General features: G+C 58.7%; 15 protein-coding genes. 5 read left to right on the top strand and 10 right to left on the bottom strand.

Features of this window, described 5'->3' with window-relative positions:
- Nucleotides 1–10 precede the first annotated feature (10 nt).
- Nucleotides 11–532 (bottom strand): zinc ribbon-containing protein, encoded by a 522-nt coding sequence (locus tag LLY24_RS08940; RefSeq protein WP_259035933.1) that lies wholly within the window; start codon nt 530–532, stop codon nt 11–13.
- 210 nt (nt 533–742) lie between these two features.
- On the opposite strand from LLY24_RS08940, the gene leuS reads away from it, so the two are divergent.
- From leuS to LLY24_RS08915, 5 genes are all read left to right on the top strand, one after another.
- Nucleotides 743–3,325 (top strand): leucine--tRNA ligase, encoded by a 2,583-nt coding sequence (gene leuS, locus LLY24_RS08935; protein ID WP_259035932.1) that lies wholly within the window; start codon nt 743–745, stop codon nt 3,323–3,325.
- 93 nt (nt 3,326–3,418) lie between these two features.
- Nucleotides 3,419–3,913 (top strand): LPS-assembly lipoprotein LptE, encoded by a 495-nt coding sequence (locus tag LLY24_RS08930; protein ID WP_259035931.1) that lies wholly within the window; start codon nt 3,419–3,421, stop codon nt 3,911–3,913.
- A complete protein-coding gene (gene holA, locus LLY24_RS08925; protein WP_259035930.1) occupies nt 3,910–4,977 on the top strand; it encodes a DNA polymerase III subunit delta in 1,068 nt (355 codons plus the stop codon). The genes LLY24_RS08930 and holA overlap by 4 nt, the downstream gene beginning before the upstream one ends.
- Nucleotides 4,978–5,106: 129 nt before the next feature.
- On the top strand, nt 5,107–5,499 hold the full coding sequence (locus tag LLY24_RS08920) for a PA2779 family protein (protein WP_259035929.1): 393 nt from the start codon (nt 5,107–5,109) through the stop codon (nt 5,497–5,499).
- The gene (locus LLY24_RS08915; RefSeq protein WP_259035928.1) at nt 5,477–6,439 is read left to right on the top strand and encodes a PA2778 family cysteine peptidase; all 963 of its coding nucleotides are present in this window, start codon (nt 5,477–5,479) and stop codon (nt 6,437–6,439) included. Before LLY24_RS08920 ends, LLY24_RS08915 begins: the two co-directional genes overlap by 23 nt.
- An 89-nt stretch (nt 6,440–6,528) precedes the next feature.
- On the opposite strand, the gene sthA is transcribed toward LLY24_RS08915, so the two are convergent.
- The 9 genes from sthA to LLY24_RS08870 form a co-directional block, all read right to left on the bottom strand.
- A complete protein-coding gene (gene sthA / locus LLY24_RS08910) occupies nt 6,529–7,920 on the bottom strand; it encodes a Si-specific NAD(P)(+) transhydrogenase (protein WP_259035927.1) in 1,392 nt (463 codons plus the stop codon).
- Nucleotides 7,921–7,994: 74 nt separating this feature from the next.
- Nucleotides 7,995–8,249, bottom strand: a complete 255-nt coding sequence (gene nqrM / locus LLY24_RS08905; protein ID WP_259035926.1) for a (Na+)-NQR maturation NqrM — start codon at nt 8,247–8,249, stop codon at nt 7,995–7,997.
- 232 nt (nt 8,250–8,481) lie between these two features.
- A complete protein-coding gene (nqrF, locus tag LLY24_RS08900; RefSeq protein WP_259035925.1) occupies nt 8,482–9,714 on the bottom strand; it encodes an NADH:ubiquinone reductase (Na(+)-transporting) subunit F in 1,233 nt (410 codons plus the stop codon).
- A gap of 77 nt (nt 9,715–9,791) precedes the next feature.
- A complete protein-coding gene (nqrE, locus tag LLY24_RS08895) occupies nt 9,792–10,409 on the bottom strand; it encodes an NADH:ubiquinone reductase (Na(+)-transporting) subunit E (protein ID WP_259035924.1) in 618 nt (205 codons plus the stop codon).
- A gap of 1 nt (nt 10,410) precedes the next feature.
- Nucleotides 10,411–11,079, bottom strand: a complete 669-nt coding sequence (locus LLY24_RS08890) for an NADH:ubiquinone reductase (Na(+)-transporting) subunit D (protein ID WP_259035923.1) — start codon at nt 11,077–11,079, stop codon at nt 10,411–10,413.
- Nucleotides 11,080–11,081: 2 nt separating this feature from the next.
- Nucleotides 11,082–11,897: a Na(+)-translocating NADH-quinone reductase subunit C gene (locus tag LLY24_RS08885; protein WP_259035922.1), complete on the bottom strand. Its 816-nt coding sequence runs from the start codon at nt 11,895–11,897 to the stop codon at nt 11,082–11,084.
- Nucleotides 11,897–13,123, bottom strand: coding sequence for an NADH:ubiquinone reductase (Na(+)-transporting) subunit B (locus LLY24_RS08880; protein ID WP_259035921.1), 1,227 nt, complete (start codon nt 13,121–13,123; stop codon nt 11,897–11,899). The genes LLY24_RS08885 and LLY24_RS08880 overlap by 1 nt, the downstream gene beginning before the upstream one ends.
- Nucleotides 13,123–14,472, bottom strand: a complete 1,350-nt coding sequence (locus LLY24_RS08875; protein WP_259035920.1) for a Na(+)-translocating NADH-quinone reductase subunit A — start codon at nt 14,470–14,472, stop codon at nt 13,123–13,125. The genes LLY24_RS08880 and LLY24_RS08875 overlap by 1 nt, the downstream gene beginning before the upstream one ends.
- A 303-nt stretch (nt 14,473–14,775) precedes the next feature.
- Nucleotides 14,776–16,239 carry a glyceraldehyde-3-phosphate dehydrogenase gene (locus LLY24_RS08870; RefSeq protein ID WP_259035919.1) on the bottom strand — a complete coding sequence of 488 codons (1,464 nt, stop codon included), beginning with the start codon at nt 16,237–16,239 and terminating at the stop codon, nt 14,776–14,778.
- Nucleotides 16,240–16,378 lie beyond the last annotated feature (139 nt).

Below are 16,378 nucleotides of genomic sequence, written 5' to 3'. Positions count from 1 at the left end.
TTTCAAATCGTTAGGTTTCGACAATCTTATTGGGGAAACGGTAGAAGTAGCGGTGGGCACACTGGTGACAGGGTTCCAGCCTCGCCACCGTTTCAAGCATCACCTGGGCATCGCAGTGCACGCAGGCCATTAGCCCTGGGGCGACCACTTCGCCTTCGCAGTAGTCGGCTCGCGCGGCTTCCAAATCGTCTTCGAAGCGCTCGCGCTCCACTACGCTGCGATCGGCAATCGATAACAGCGACTCCGCCACGCGGCGGGAAAGCGCATCGAGATCGATCCCCAACCAGCCCGCTACTTGGCGGCTCGAGTCCGATAGGTAGTGGCGCATGTCGCGCAGATCGCGTTCGACCCAGGCGCGTAGCAGGGCAAGTTCGTCTTTGGTGTACTCTTCGAGTTCCGCTTCGAAGGCTACCGCATCGTCCAGATCCTTTTGCAGGTTGTCCCACGTCAGCTCGTTGGCACCTTCGCGAAGACGCTCCAACAAGCGCTCGTAGCCCTCACGCAGACGATGGTCATTGTGTTGCTCGCTCATCACGACTCTCCTTTTTCTCGACGCTTTCAAATGGCGCACTACCCGCGCCCGGCATCCCATTACGCATTGGCGTTCAAGGATACTCCTTCATAGGATACAATCGACCTCATTCGTACGATAGCCACTCCCTTTGTGGTATCAGTACCGTTGTCATCTCCATTCACTTCGCGCCCGTAGGGGGCGAACTCGCCAAGGCATAGAAAAGAACCGATGGACGCACATTACAGCCCTCGTGATATCGAACGTGACGCGCAGCAGTACTGGGAGAAGAACCAGTGTTTCAAGGCAATCGAGGATGCGAACCGGGAAAAGTTCTACTGCCTATCGATGTTCCCCTACCCCAGCGGCAAGCTGCACATGGGCCACGTCCGTAACTACACTATTGGCGATGTGGTCTCGCGTTTCCAGCGCATGCAGGGAAAAAACGTCATGCAGCCAATGGGTTGGGACGCCTTTGGCATGCCGGCTGAGAACGCGGCGATCCAAAACCAGGTGCCGCCCGCGAAGTGGACCTACGAGAACATCGACTACATGCGCAACCAGTTGAAGGCGCTAGGCTTTGCCTATGATTGGAGCCGCGAATTCGCCACCTGCGATGCAAGCTACTACCGCTGGGAGCAGTGGTTCTTCGCCAAACTGGTCGACAAGGGCTTGGTCTACAAGAAGATGTCGACGGTCAACTGGGACCCGGTGGATCAAACCGTGCTTGCCAATGAGCAGGTCATCGACGGGCGAGGCTGGCGCTCAGGCGCGCTGGTCGAGCGTAAGGAGATTCCGCTGTGGTTCTTGAAAATCACCGACTACGCCGAAGAGCTTCTTAGTGACCTGGATAAGGTCGAATGGCCCGAGCAGGTCAAGACCATGCAACGCAATTGGATCGGCAAGTCGCGCGGGGTCGAGCTGACCTTTGACGTAACGACCGCCGATGGCCAGGCTGCCGAACCGCTGGCGGTCTACACCACCCGCCCCGATACGCTGCTAGGCGTAACCTACGTGGCCGTTGCGGCTGGGCATCCGCTGGCCAAGCAGGCCGCCGAGAGCGACCCCGCGCTTGCCGATTTCTGCGAAGAGTGCGCCAAAGGCGGCACCTCCGAAGCCGAGATGGCGACCAAAGAGAAGAAAGGCATGCCCACCGGGCACCGCGCCATTCACCCGCTAACGGGCGAAGACGTGCCGGTGTACGTTGCCAACTTCGTGCTCATGGAGTTCGGCACGGGGGCAGTGATGGCGGTTCCCGGACACGATCAGCGCGACTGGGATTTTGCTACCAAGTATGCCCTGCCGATCAAGGCGGTCATCGCGGCTGAAAACGGCCAGGCACCGGATCTTTCCGAGGCAGCTTTCGTCGAACATGGCACCCTGATCAACTCCGGCGAGTTCGACGGCTTGGATTTCGAAGCGGCCTTCGACGCCATCGCCGCCAAGCTCGCCACGCTGGGGCGTGGGGAAGTCAAAACCAACTTCCGCCTGCGCGATTGGGGTGTGGCACGTCAGCGCTACTGGGGCGCGCCGATTCCGGTCAAGTACGGCCCCGAAGGCCAGACCGTCCCGCTCAGCGACGACGAGCTGCCAGTCGAGCTGCCCATGGAAGTCACCGTCGACGCCTCGGGCTCGCCGCTGAAGAAAATGCCCGCCTTCTCCGATCTGGGTGACGGCTGGGTGCGCGAAACCGACACCTTCGACACCTTCATGGAGTCCTCCTGGTACTTCGCCCGTTTCTGCTGCGCCGACAACCATGAGGCGATGCTGGACGAGCGCGCCAACTACTGGCTACCGGTGGATCTTTACATCGGCGGTATCGAGCACGCGATTCTGCACCTGCTCTACGCCCGCTTCTTCCACAAGTTGATGCGCGACTTCGGCTTGGTCGAGTGCGACGAGCCCTTCCAGCAGCTCTTGACCCAAGGCATGGTCATCGCCGAAACCTACTTCCGTACGCTGGATAACGGCGGCAAGCAGTGGTTCAACCCGGCCGACGTCGATGTTCAGCGCGACGACAAGGGCCGCCCGGTGAGCGCTACGCTGATCAGCGACGGCCAGCCGGTGGAGATGGGCGGCATCGAAAAGATGTCCAAGTCGAAGAACAACGGCGTCGACCCGCAGTCGATGATCGACCGCTTCGGTGCCGACACCGTGCGCCTGTTCATGATGTTTGCCGCGCCGCCCGAGCAGTCGCTGGAGTGGTCCGACTCGGGCGTCGAAGGGGCTCAGCGCTTCCTCAAGCGTCTTTGGCGCCAGGTGCACGAGCACCTCGCGACGGGCACTCCAGGCAGCCTCATCGTCGACCAGCTCAACGACGCGCAGAAAGCGCTGCGCCGCAAGACCCACGAAACGATCAAGAAGGCCAGCGACGACATCGGCCGCCGTACCACCTTCAATACGGCCATCGCCGCCGTGATGGAGCTCTCCAACGCCATCGCCAAGTTCGATGACGTAAGCGATCAGGGTTTGGCCGTGAGCCGCGAAGCCATCGAGGCTTGCGTGTTGCTCTTGGCCCCCATCACCCCGCACATGTGCCACACGCTATGGCAGCAGCTTGGCCACGCCACCCCGGCCATCGACGCCACGTGGCCCGCACTCGACGAATCGGCGCTCGCGCGCGAAAGCATCGAGCTCGTGGTGCAGGTCAACGGCAAGCTTCGCGCTCGCCTGGAAGCCCCGGCGGATGCCGACAAGGCCGCCATTGAGGCGCTGGCGATGAACAGCGAAAACGTTCAGCGCCATCTGGAGGGCAAGGCGGTGCGCAAGGTGATCGTCGTTCCCGGCAAGTTGGTCAATATCGTCGTCGCTTAAGATCCAGAGGATTTTAAGCCCATCGGGTTTTAAACCTGGGGGTTATAAACCAGGGGTTATAAACCCAAAGGGACTGATTTCAGAGGGAGTGAGATGAACCGACGCACCTTTTTGACCCTGGGAGGCGCCGCTGCCGCGGCGCTCGTTCTTAGCGGCTGCGGCTTTCGCCTGCGTGGCACCGACGCGCTCCCAAGCCTGCCGTCGCTGGCGCTCGAAGGCGACGACACCAGCGAGCTCTATCGCCTCCTGCGCACGCGCTTGGAGCAGCGCGGCGCCGAGGTACGCAGCGACGGTGAGTGGCGGGTAACGTTGGGCAGCGCCGAGCGGCGCAGCCGCCAGCTCGGCAGCGACGGGCGCGGCAGCCGCGAGCACGAACTGACTCTAGCCATTTCGCTTTCGGTGCAGCAGCGCGAAAATGGCGCTTATCGTCTCAACAACGAAACGCTTAGCGTGCGCACCCGCATTCGCGTCAACGATGACAACCTGCTCAACCGCGACAGCCTCTTCCGCGAAGCCGAGCGTACCCTTGAGCAGCGCTTGGCTGAGCGCATCATCGAGCGCTTGGGCTACCTTGCGGGGCAGGCGTGAAGGTCTTTGCCGACCAGTTGCCCGCTGCGCTCGCCAAGCAGCTGCCAAGCGTGGTGATCGTTGCCGGTGACGAGCCGCTCCAGCACCGCGATGCCTGCGACGCCGTACGCCAAGCGGCGCGTCAGGCAGGCATCGAGGAGCGCGAAGTGCTCGACGTCGAGCCCAACTTTGCCTGGGGACGGCTACTCGAAGCTGCCCATAGCCTGTCGCTCTTCGCCTCGCGCAAGCTACTCGAACTGCGTCTGGGAAGCCAAAAACTTGGCCAAGAAGGCACCAAAGTGCTGGCGGAGTACGCCGAGCATCTAAGCGAGAGCCAAGACGTTCTGCTGATCAGCATGGGCAAGCTCGAAGCCAAGCAGCAAAAAACCGCTTGGTTCAAGGCATTGGACAAGCACGGGCTGTTCGTACCCGTATGGCCGGTAGATGCCTCGCGCTTAGGCTACTGGGTGCGCGACCGCGCCAGCGTTCACGGTTTGCAGCTAGATCTGGAGGCGGCACGGCTTTTGGGCGAGCGGACCGAAGGCAATTTGCTCGCCGCCGATCAGGAGCTACAAAAGCTTGCGCTACTCAACCCACCTGGGGCACGGCTGAACGTCGAAAGCATTGCCCAGGGCGTTGCCGACAGCAGCCGCTTCGATGTCTTCAACCTGGCCGACGCCTGCTTAAACGGCGACCCGAACCGCGCGTCGCGCATCGTGGCAGGCCTCAAAAGCGAAGGCGTCGAAGCGCCTATCGTGCTTTGGGCGCTGAGCCGCGAGCTGCGCACCCTGCTGTCGCTGCATCAGCACCTCGATCAGGGGCAAAGCTTCGAGCATGCCTGCAAGGTGCAAAAGCCCATGATCTTCGACAAGCGCCGCCCTGCCTATCAAAAGGCGCTGCAACGTTTGCCGATGAAGCGCTTGCACAAGCTTTTACTGATGGCCCAGCGATTGGATCTTGCCATCAAAGGCGCGGTCATGGTGCCACTGTGGCCCGGCCTGCACGATCTTGCCTTGACCATGGCCGGTGGCCGCGGCCCGTTGGCCGATGCCGCCTGGACCTACCGCGTGGGCGCCCAGGCATAAAGCAGCTTGTAAATTCATCAGCGTGCAAGGCGGACAAAAGGCGAGAAATTCACGCCCAAACTGATTATCCTACCCCTGACGCACGATCCCCTCGTGCGTACTTAAAAAAAGCGTCCAAGGAAGAAGACCATGAAAACACTTCGCCGTTACCTTTCCGTGCTCCTCATTGCCACGCTGACCGTTGCAAGCCTGCCAGTCGTGGCCGCGCCTGTGTCGTCGACCGAACTCTTCTCGACACAATCGCTACTCGATAGCGACCAGGGCAGCGCCGATCGCGAGCGCATTCGTGACGTCCTCGCCCGCGCCGACGTGCAGCAACAGATGCTCCTTCAGGGTGTAGACCCCGCCGACGTCGAAGCGCGTGTCTTCGCCCTGAGCGATGCCGAAGCGCGTCAGATGGCCGATCAACTCGACCAGATGCCGGCCGGTGCGGGGGTGGTAGGCGCGCTGTTTGCCGTCTTCATCATCCTCTTGATTACCGATATTCTGGGGCTGACGGATGTCTATCCGTTCACGCGCTAAGCGCCTTTTGATCGGTCATCGTCAGAACGCCCGCCTCGCGGGCGTTCTCGTCTTTGCCCTTGCGTTAACGGGCTGCGCGCGCACGCCGGTACTGCTGGATGCCACCGAGCAAACGCTACCCGCGCGCATGGAGCTTGAGGCCGTCCCTTTCGTTGCCCAGGATGATTACCAGTGTGGCCCGGCCACCTTGGCCATGGTACTCAACTACCAAGGCGTCGAGGTGAGCGAAGAGGCGCTGATTCCTCAGGTCTTTCTTCCGGGCCGAGAAGGTAGCGTGCAGCCCGAAATGCTCGCCACGGTGCGCCGGCAAGGGCAGTTGGCGTTCCCCATTCGCAGTACGCTGGATCACTTGCTTGGGCATGTCGCCGATGGCTATCCCGTCGTCGTACTGCAGAATCTATCGCTGCCGCTCTACCCCATGTGGCACTATGCCGTCGCCATTGGCTATGACCTTCCGGCAAGTACGCTTGTCCTGCGTAGCGGGGAGATCGAGCGCCACAGCCTGTCGTTTCGTCGTTTCGACGCCACCTGGGCGCGCTCGCGGCGCTGGGGCTTCATCGTCGCCGAACCCGGCGTGGTGCCAGCGGGGCTCTCGCCGCGCACCGCCACCGAAGCGATCAGCGCCTTCGAGCGCCAACATGGCGCGAGTGCAACGCTTTCCAGCTGGGAGGCATTGACCGAACGCTTCCCTAATGACGCCGTGGCCCATTTCGCTCTGGGGAACACACTTGGCAGTCTGGGCCAAACGCAGCGCGCCAGAGAGGCCTTCGAGACAGCGACCACTCTCGACCCGCGCTTGGGTGCGGCATGGCTCAATCTAGGCATCGTTTTGATCCAGCTGGGAGAAACCGAAGCGGCGGGCGAGGCACTTGCCCAGGCTCGTGATCTCGACGGCCCCTGGCAGGAACGCGCTATCGAGCTTTTAGACGCCAGACAATGAGCATGCTTTGCTATCATTTTACAGCAACGCAACGGGCCGCCATTGAGGCGGCCCGTTGCGTTTAGCGCTAACCGTGTTGACTGCCGGTGTCAAAACACGCGGTTGAGACCATTTTGCGCTGCGACACGGTAGGCTTCTGCCATGGTCGGGTAGTTGAAGGTCGTGTTGACGAAATACTTTAGCGTATTCGCCTCGCCCTTCTGCTGCATGATCGCTTGACCGATATGCAGAATCTCGGACGCTTGGTCGCCAAAGCAGTGAATACCGAGTATCTCCAGCGTATCCTGGTGGAAGAGAATTTTTAGCATGCCGACGACATCACCGGTAATCTGCGCGCGGGCGGTGTCCTTGAAGAACGCCTTGCCTACTTCGTAAGGCACCTTGGCTTCGGTCAGCTCGCGCTCGTTGGGGCCAAAGGAGCTGATCTCGGGAATTGTGTAAATACCCGTCGGCACTTCGCTGACGAAGCGGTACTCTTGCGCCAGCAGTTCGTTGCTGGAGTTGAGCCCCTGGTCGTAGGCAGCACTGGCGAGGCTCGGCCAGCCGATGACGTCACCGGCGGCGTAGATATGCGGAATCGCCGTGCGGTAATGCTCATCAACGCTAAGCTGACCACGACCATTGGCTTCTAAACCGATATTTTCAAGCCCGAGACTATCTGTATTACCAGTACGACCGTTGGCCCACAAAAATGCATCGGCGCGAATCTTCTTACCCGATTTGAGGTGTACCACCACGCCCGAGTCGTCCCCTTCGACGCTGGCATACTCTTCATTATGCCGAATCAGCACGCCGTGCTTGCGCAAGTGGTAGGAGAGCGCATCGCTGATTTCGTCATCGAGAAACGACAGCAAACTATCGCGGTTGTTGATCAGGTCGACCTTAAGCCCAAGCCCCGAGAAAATCGAGGCATATTCGCAGCCGATGACCCCAGCGCCGAAAATCACCAGAGTGCGCGGTGTATGGGCAAGGCTTAAAATGGTATCAGAGCAGTAGATTCGCGGGTGGCGGAAATCGATGTCGCCTGGACGATAAGGGCGTGAACCGGTCGCAATGACGATTTTCTTGGCAACTAATTCCTCGTTACCCTCAAGAGTATCGCGGACGATGATGGTATGCTCATCCTTGAATCGTGCAACCCCTTGGAATAAATCGATTCGATTGCGCGCATAGAAGGTGGTGCGCATCTCGACCTGCTTGTCGATGGTGCTACGCGTGCGCTCCATTACCTTGGGAAACGAGAACCAGCGTGGCTCGCCAATGTCGCGAAACATGCGATTGGTGTTGAACGCCATGATCTGTTTGACCTGATGACGCAACGCCTTGGAAGGGATAGTGCCCCAGTGGGTGCAGTTGCCGCCTACTTGAGCCTGCTTTTCGACAATCGCCACCTTGAGGCCATGCTTGGCTGCGTTGATGGCAGCGCTTTCGCCCGCCGGTCCGGTCCCGATGACTACGACATCATAGTTATGCACCGCCATAATCTTGCTCTTCTCCCTATTTTGCTGTCGGGAGTCGTCGACTCCCGGCCGAACGTCTGCGCATGTACGCCTTTCTAGCGGCGAGTGATGTCGTAACCTAGGTCCGCGCCACGGCTTTCATCGCTGCGGCGGCGTAGCCCGCCACGTTTACGGTTCTCTTCTTCGCAGACCTCATCCTTGCCACCGCAAATGTCGCAGCCATCTTTCATGCCGATCTGGTTGAGACCGCCGCAAGAGCCTGCAATGGGCTTACGTCCCATGATCACGCCCACCGCCATTGCGCCCATAATCAGCGCCATAATTCCGAATACCAGTAACCAAATTGCCATATTGCCTCCCGATGAAGGTCATCAGTCGAAGTGTCGACATGCCCACATGCTGGCATCGCACTTGCTTATTCTACAGACAGCGTAGAGCACGTTGAGTGCCCTGAACGGCGCAGATCGTTAGGTCATCGATACTTGCACGCCCCCCGGCTTATATACGCCAGCTTTATGGTCCACACCCTGGTAAGGAAAGGGGCCAGCCTACTGGCCAGCCCCGTTACCCTATTCAGCGTGATTAACCGCCGAAGTCATCCAACAGGATGTTTTCGGGTTCAACCCCAAGATCGAGCAGCATCTTGATCACGGAGGCGTTCATCATAGGCGGCCCACACATGTAGTACTCACAATCTTCCGGCGCCGGGTGGTCCTTCAGATAGTTTTCGTACAGCACGTTATGGATGAAGCCTGTCGGGCCTTCCCAGTTGTCTTCCGGCTGCGGATCGGAGAGCGCCAAGTGCCACTCGAAGTTGTCGAACTCTTCGGCCAACTGGTCGTACTCTTCGTTGTAGAAGGTCTCGCGCCAGGAACGCGCACCGTACCAGAAGGACATCTTACGCTTGGTCTGCAGGCGCTTGAGCTGGTCGAAGATGTGGCTACGCATCGGTGCCATACCGGCACCACCGCCGATGAAGACCATCTCGGCATCGGTGTCCTTGGCAAAGAATTCACCAAAGGGCCCCATCACCGTGACTTTATCACCCGGCTTCAGGCTGAAGACGTAGGTCGACATCAGGCCGGGCGGATGATTGGTGCGCGGCGGCGGCGTGGCGATACGGATGTTGAACTTGAGGATACCCTTCTCTTCAGGGTAGTTCGCCATGGAGTATGCGCGAATGACTTCCTCGTTGTTCTTGTGGGAAATCTTGAACAGGTCGAAGTTATCCCAGTCGCCACGATACTCGTCCTCGATGTCGAAATCGGAGAACTTGATATCGTAGGGCGGTGCCACCAACTGCACGTAGCCACCGGCACGGAACGCCACCTCTTCGCCTTCCGGCAGTTTGAGGTTGAGCTCCTTGATGAAGGTCGCGACGTTGGGGTTGGCGATGACCTCGCACTCCCACTTCTTGACCCCGAAGACCTCCTCGGGCACCTCGATCTTCATATCTTGCTTGACCGGCACCTGGCAAGAGAGGCGCCAGCCCTCTTTCTTCTCACGCATGGTGAAGTGCGACTCTTCGGTCGGCAGGATGGAGCCACCGCCTTCTTCGACCTTACACTTACACTGGGCGCAGGAACCACCGCCACCACAGGCAGATGAGAGGAAGATGCCGTTGGCCGCGAGCGTGTTGAGCAGCTTGCCGCCAGCTTGGGTAGTGAGCGTATGCTCGGGATCACCGTTGACTTCGATAGTCACGTCCCCGCTGCTCACGAGCTTGCTGCGTGCCGCCAGGATCACCATGACGAGGCCGATAACGACCACGGTGAACATGACCACACCGAGCAAGATGACAGATGTATCAACCATGTCGGTTTCCTATAGCTGTAGGTTTCCTGTTGCCCGGCGGCCTTTCCAGCACCGCCGGGAAAACCCGTTCCGTCGTCTTAGAGCTGGATGCCGGAGAAGGACATGAAGCCCAGCGACATCAGGCCAACGGTGATGAACGTGATGCCGAGCCCCTGCAAACCACCGGGCACGTCGCTGTACTTGAGCTTCTCGCGAATCCCCGCCAGCGCGGTGATCGCCAGCGCCCAGCCGACGCCTGCGCCCAAACCGTATACCGTCGCTTCACCTATATTGTAGTTACGCTCGACCATGAAGAGCGTACCACCGAGGATGGCGCAGTTAACGGTGATCAGCGGCAGGAACACGCCCAGCGCGTTGTAAAGCGCAGGCACGTACTTGTCGAGGAACATCTCGAGGATCTGAACCAGGGCCGCGATGACGCCGATATAGGAGAGCAGACCCAGGAAGGTCAGATCGATATTCTCGGCACCTTCGATGCCTGTCCAGGTTAGCGCGCCTTCGGCGAGCAGCCCGTTCAGAATCAGGTTGTTGACCGGCACGGTAATCGTCAGTACCACGACGACGGCGATACCCAAGCCAAAGGCCGAGGAGACCTTTTTGGAAACCGCTAGGAAGGTACACATGCCCAAGAAGAAGGCCAGCGCCATGTTCTCGACGAAGACCGAAGCAACGAAAAGGCTAATATAGTGCTCCATCTTACACGGCCTCCTTCGGCTTGGTGTTTTCCTTCATCTTGAACTCGTTATCTTCGACCTGCTCGGGGTGGAGCGAACGCAGCACCCAGATCATAAGACCGATGATAAAGAAGGCTGACGGCGGCAGCAGCAGCAGGCCGTTAGGCACATACCAGCCACCATTTTGTACGGTCTCCAGAATAGTGAAGCCGAAAACGCTACCCGCGCCGAACAGTTCGCGGAAGAAGCCGACGATCATCAGTACCAGACCATATCCCAAGCCGTTACCTACACCGTCCAGGAAGGACATACCCGGGGTGTTGGTCATGGCGAAGCCTTCGGCACGACCCATAACTATACAGTTAGTAATGATCAGACCGACGAACACCGAGAGCTGCTTGGACATCTCGTAGGCGTAGGCCTTGAGCAACTGGTCGACCACGATGACCAACGACGCGATGATGGTCATCTGCACGATGATCCGGATCGACGACGGGATGTGGTTACGAATCAACGAAACGAAGAAATTGGAGAACGCTGTAACGAAGATAACGGCTAGCGACATGACCAGCGCAACGCTCATGCTGGTGGTTACCGCCAGCGCCGAACAGATCCCCAGGATTTGCAGCGCAATGGGGTTGTTCTTCGTCAACGGCGTCGTCAGGACACCTTTAGGTGTGACGTCTGCCATGATCAGGCTCCTTCAGCTTCAAGTTCGACGTCGGCATCCTGCGCCTCTTCCGGGCTTACACCCTCACGGAAATTGGCCAGGTAATTACCGAAACCTTCTGGGCTCAACCAGAATTGAACCATGTTGGTGACACCGTTGCTGGTCAGCGTCGCACCGGACAGGCCATCGACCTGATGGTCACCGCTGCCGCTGCCACGCGCAACGCGAATGGCGGGCGTCAGGCTCTGCTCGTCAGGATAGATCTTCTTGCCTTCCCACTGAGCCTGCCAGCGCGGATTGTTGACTTCCGCACCCAGCCCTGGCGTTTCACTGTGCTCATAGTAGGTGATACCAACGAGCGTGTCGCCGTCGCCTTCCACCGACAGATAACCACGCATCAGACCCCACAGACCCTGACCGCGAATCGGCAGAATGATCTGCTCAGGGGAGTCGGCATCGCCTACCAGATAGACCGTTGCATAGTTCTCCTGGCGTGAAAGACCGGCGATATCGCGCTCACCCGACAGAGTGCGCGAAGAGGCCGGATCACGTGAGGCCTGGAACTGGTCGTAGGTATCCGGATCGAACTCCTCAGAGTATTCACCGGTGCGCAGGTCGACCACGCGCGCGGTGATGTCGCCGAAAGCGGATTCGACGTCCATACCGGGCTCATAGAGTCCGGCGACGCTCAAGATATTGGTCTTACGATCCAACTCCTGATTGAGCTGCTGGGCCGGACGCAGCGCTACCGCTGCGGTCGAGACGATGACCGAGCAGACGATACACAGCGCGAGTGCGACGGTCAGAATCTTTTTGATCGAGTTGTTGCCTTGTGCCATTAGGCAGTCTCCTCGGCCGGTACGCCGGTACGCTTGACGCGACGTTTGATGTTGGCCTGGACAAAGAAATGGTCGATCAGCGGTGCGAACAGGTTAGCGAACAGGATCGCCAGCATGATGCCCTCAGGGAAGGCCGGGTTGACAACGCGGATCAAGACGGTCATGACGCCGATCAAGACGCCGAAGACCAGGCGACCTTGGGTAGTCATCGAAGCGGACACCGGGTCGGTCGCCATGAAGACCATACCAAAAGCGAAGCCGCCCACTACCAGGTGCCAGTACCACGGCATGGCGAACATGGCGTTGGTGTCGGAGCCAATCAGGTTAAACAGCGAGCTGGCCGCGACCATGCCAAGGAACACACCCAGCATGATACGCCAGGAGGCAATACGCGTCCAAAGCAGTACCGCCGCACCGATCAGGATGGCCAGGGTCGATACCTCACCTACCGAGCCCGGTACGTAACCGATGAAGGCATCCCACCAGCTAAAGCTGTTGGTCATGGTATCCATCCCTTCTTGGAAGGTCATGGAGAGTGCCGTGGCACCGGTGTAGCCATCTGCCGCGACCCATACCGCATCGCCCGAGATTTGCGCCGGGTAAGCAAAGTAGAGGAAAGCACGGCCAGTAAGCGCCGGGTTGAGGAAGTTCTTGCCGGTACCGCCGAATATCTCTTTACCAATGACTACGCCGAAGGTGATACCCAGCGCCACTTGCCAGAGCGGAATGGTCGCCGGGAGGATCAAGGCGTAGAGCACCGACGTAACGAAGAAGCCTTCGTTGACCTCATGGCCGCGCTTGATGGCGAAGAGCACTTCCCAGAAGCCACCGACGGCGAAAGTCACCAGATAAATCGGCAGGAAGTAGACCGCGCCCAGGGCGAAGTTCGACCACAAGCTACCGGGATCATGCCCTGCCGCAATAAGCAGGAACAGCGTTTCGCGCCAGCCTTCAAGCGCGGCATAGCCAGAGTCGATCGCGACGTTGGTCTGCCAACCGGCGTTCCACATACCGAAGAACATCGCTGGGAAGGTGCACAGCCAGACGGTGATCATGATGCGCTTGAGGTCGATACCGTCACGCACGTGAGCCGTGGTCTTGGCCACCGAAGGGGGCGAATAGAAGATGGTGTCTACCGCCTCGTAAAGGGGATAGAACTTTTCGTATTTGCCGCCTTTATGGAAATGCGGTTCGAGATTGTCGAGTGTTTGGCGAATGCCCATCATCAGACCTCTTTCTCGATCATGGTGAGATTGTCACGCAGGATGGGGCCGTACTCGTATTTGCCGGGGCAAACGTAGGTACACAGCGCCAGATCCTCTTCGTCGAGCTCGAGACATCCCAGCTGCATGGCCACTTCGATGTCACCCACGATCAGCGAACGCAGTAGCTGTGTCGGTAGGATATCCAGCGGCATGACCGCTTCATACGAGCCTACCGGCACCATGGCACGCTCGGAGCCGTTGGTGGAGGTGGTCGGGGCGTAATCCTTGAGACCTGTAAAGCGCGACATATAAATGCCGAGAACCGAGTGACGCTTGGCGCCCATCGACATCCAGCCCATGAACGAGCGCTTGTTGCCTTCTTCGAGCAGGCTGATCTGGTTACTGAAGCGGCCAACGTAGGTCAGATGCCCTTCGGCGGCAAAGCCCGAAAACACCGAACCCGAAATTACCCGGGTATCTTCGGGACTTTTGATTTCACCAGCCAAAAGCTCGTCAGTGCTGGCGCCAACGCGGGTACGGAGCAGACGCGGCTTTTCAGCGCGCGGGCCACCCACAGCGACGATACGCGTCATGTCCAGCTTGCCTTCGACGAAGAGCTTGCCAAAAGCGATGACATCCTGATAGCCGATGTGCCACACGCGCTTGTGCAGCGCTACCGGCGAGAGATAGTGGATATGCGTGCCGACCAGACCTGCCGGGTGCGGTCCGCCAAACTCTTGCACCTGAACACCGGCCACATCGCCACCGGGAATAGAGGCACCAGCGCCAGTACACAGGAAAACCTTACCCTGCGTCAGGCGTGTTAGCACCGCCAAACCATCTTCGAACGCCTGCGGGTTTTCGTTGATGATGATGCTAGGATCTGCACTCAACGGATGCGTATCGATGGCCGTTACGAAGATGTCGCTAGGCGTACTGTCGCTGGCCGGTGTACGTGAGAAAGGACGGGTACGCAGCGCGGTCCAAAGACCGGATTCGACCAGTTGGTCGACGACCACCTGACGGTCCAGCTGTGCCAGAGCGCTGCGCTCATGGGAAGCGAAGGTGATCGCCTCTTCATTCTCGTCGACTTTAATGACCACGGAGAGCAGTCGACGTTTTTCGCCACGGTTGATGGCCAGCACTTCACCAGAGGCCGGCGCGGTGAAACGCACGCCCTCAGTTTTCTTGTCGGTGAAGAGCAATTGGCCTAATTTGACCTTATCCCCTTCCTGAACTTCCATGGTCGGCTTCATGCCAACGTAGTCGGTACCCAGGATTGCCACGTGGCGCGCGGGCTGCGCATCATCGATACGCTGCTCGGGCGCTCCCGTGATGGGGAGATCCAGGCCTTTTTTGACTTCGATCATAGTCTCGCCCAGTTGATGGATCGGATAAACGAAGGTAGGGGTTCGAATGGATTCGAATTCTTGTTGGGTGTCAGATTGTTACCAGTCAGGCTCAGGCAAGGCCCGAACCACCCCGAAAAATCTTCCGTATTATAAAGATAAGCATCGGCAATGACTACAGCCCTCCCTCTCCCTAAAGGGCAGCGAGCAAAGAAATAACGCTTGATTTGGCGCAAAAAAAAGCGCCGCACTCAGCGACGCTAATACTTTAGTATAATGCACTAACAATTAAGAACACGCTTAATCAACGCGCACCGTTAATACTCAGTGAGCTTGATGCGGCAGCTTTAAAAAGCGAACGTTGGACATGTGCTGAAGAATGCGCACGACCTGACAGCTGTAACCGAACTCGTTGTCGTACCAAACGTAGACCACGACGTGATTGCCATTGGCGATGGTGGCCTTGGCATCGACGATACCGGCGTGACGGTTACCCACGAAGTCTGATGACACCACTTCGGGTGAATCGACGAAATCGATCTGTTTCTGGTAGGCGGAGTCGATCGACATACGGCGCAGATAGTCGTTGAGGGAGGCCGCATCGGTCCCCTTCTCCAGCGTCAGATTGAGAATTGCCATCGAGACGTTAGGCGTGGGCACGCGAATGGCGTTGCCGGTGAGCTTGCCTTCAAGCTCCGGTAGCGCCTTGGCGACCGCTTTGGCCGCGCCCGTTTCGGTCAACACCATATTCAGCGCCGCGCTACGGCCGCGACGGTCACCCTTATGGTAGTTGTCGATCAGATTCTGGTCGTTGGTATAGGCGTGAACGGTCTCGACGTGGCCGGTCACCACCCCGAACTCGTCGTTGAGCACTTTAAGCACCGGCACGATGGCATTGGTGGTACAAGAAGCCGCTGACACGATGCGGTCGTCGCTGCCAATGGTCTCGTGGTTGATGCCAAAAACGACGTTTTTGATATCGCCCTTGCCAGGAGCCGTCAGCAGCGCCTTGGCCGCGCCGTTGCAGGCCAGGTGCTGACCCAGACCCGCTTCGTCGCGCCAAATACCGGTATTATCGACGATAACGGCGTTATCGATGCCGTAAGCGGTGTAGTCGATCTCGCTGGGTGAATCGGCGTAGATGACCTGAATGACGTTACCGTTGACCGTGAGCGTACGCGCCTCGGCATCGACCACGATGGTGCCATCGAACGGCCCATGGACGGAATCACGCCGCAGCAGGCTGGCGCGCTTCTCTAGATCCTTGGCGACGTCGCCGCGACCGCGTACGACGATGGCGCGTAGGCGCAAAAGGTTACCGCCGCCCGCCTTCTCGACCAGGATACGCGCTAGTAAGCGACCGATACGCCCAAAGCCATAGAGCACGACGTCCTGCGGCTCGCCGGTACTGGCGCCCTCACGGTAGCCATCGACGATTTCGGCAAGTTCTTTGCGCAAGAAAGCATTGAGATCGCCGCCACCCTGCTTTTTGAACATCACCGCCAACTTGCCCACATCGACGTGGGCCGGGGCCAGGTTCAGCTCGACCAACGCCTCAACGATAGCGAACGTATCCGCGACCGAGAGCTCGGTGCCTTCGAGCTTACGCACGAAGCGGTGATCCTTGAGAATGCGGATGACCGACCGCTTGATCAACGAACGCCCGAACATGGTGGCGACAACGTTGTTCTGGCGATACAGACGCCCCACCAGAGGGATCATTTGCTCTGCTAGTGCTTCATTGTTTTGCCATTGCTGAAAAACGTTATCGGGCGTCGATTGACTCACGGGCAGCCTCATTGAGTAAGGGAGACATCACACAACTAGTGAAAAACACTAATCTAAATAAGCACCTACCAAAAAACAAAGTACGCCCTTAGCATTGGCGATCATTCGATAGGCAAGGACTATTATCGCGAGGCATTAG

The sequence above is a fragment of the Halomonas dongshanensis genome, assembly GCF_024790395.1.
GTDB lineage: Bacteria > Pseudomonadota > Gammaproteobacteria > Pseudomonadales > Halomonadaceae > Vreelandella > Vreelandella dongshanensis.
The sequence above is the reverse complement of the archived record's forward strand: the minus strand, read 5'-3'. Positions and strand labels throughout refer to the sequence as shown.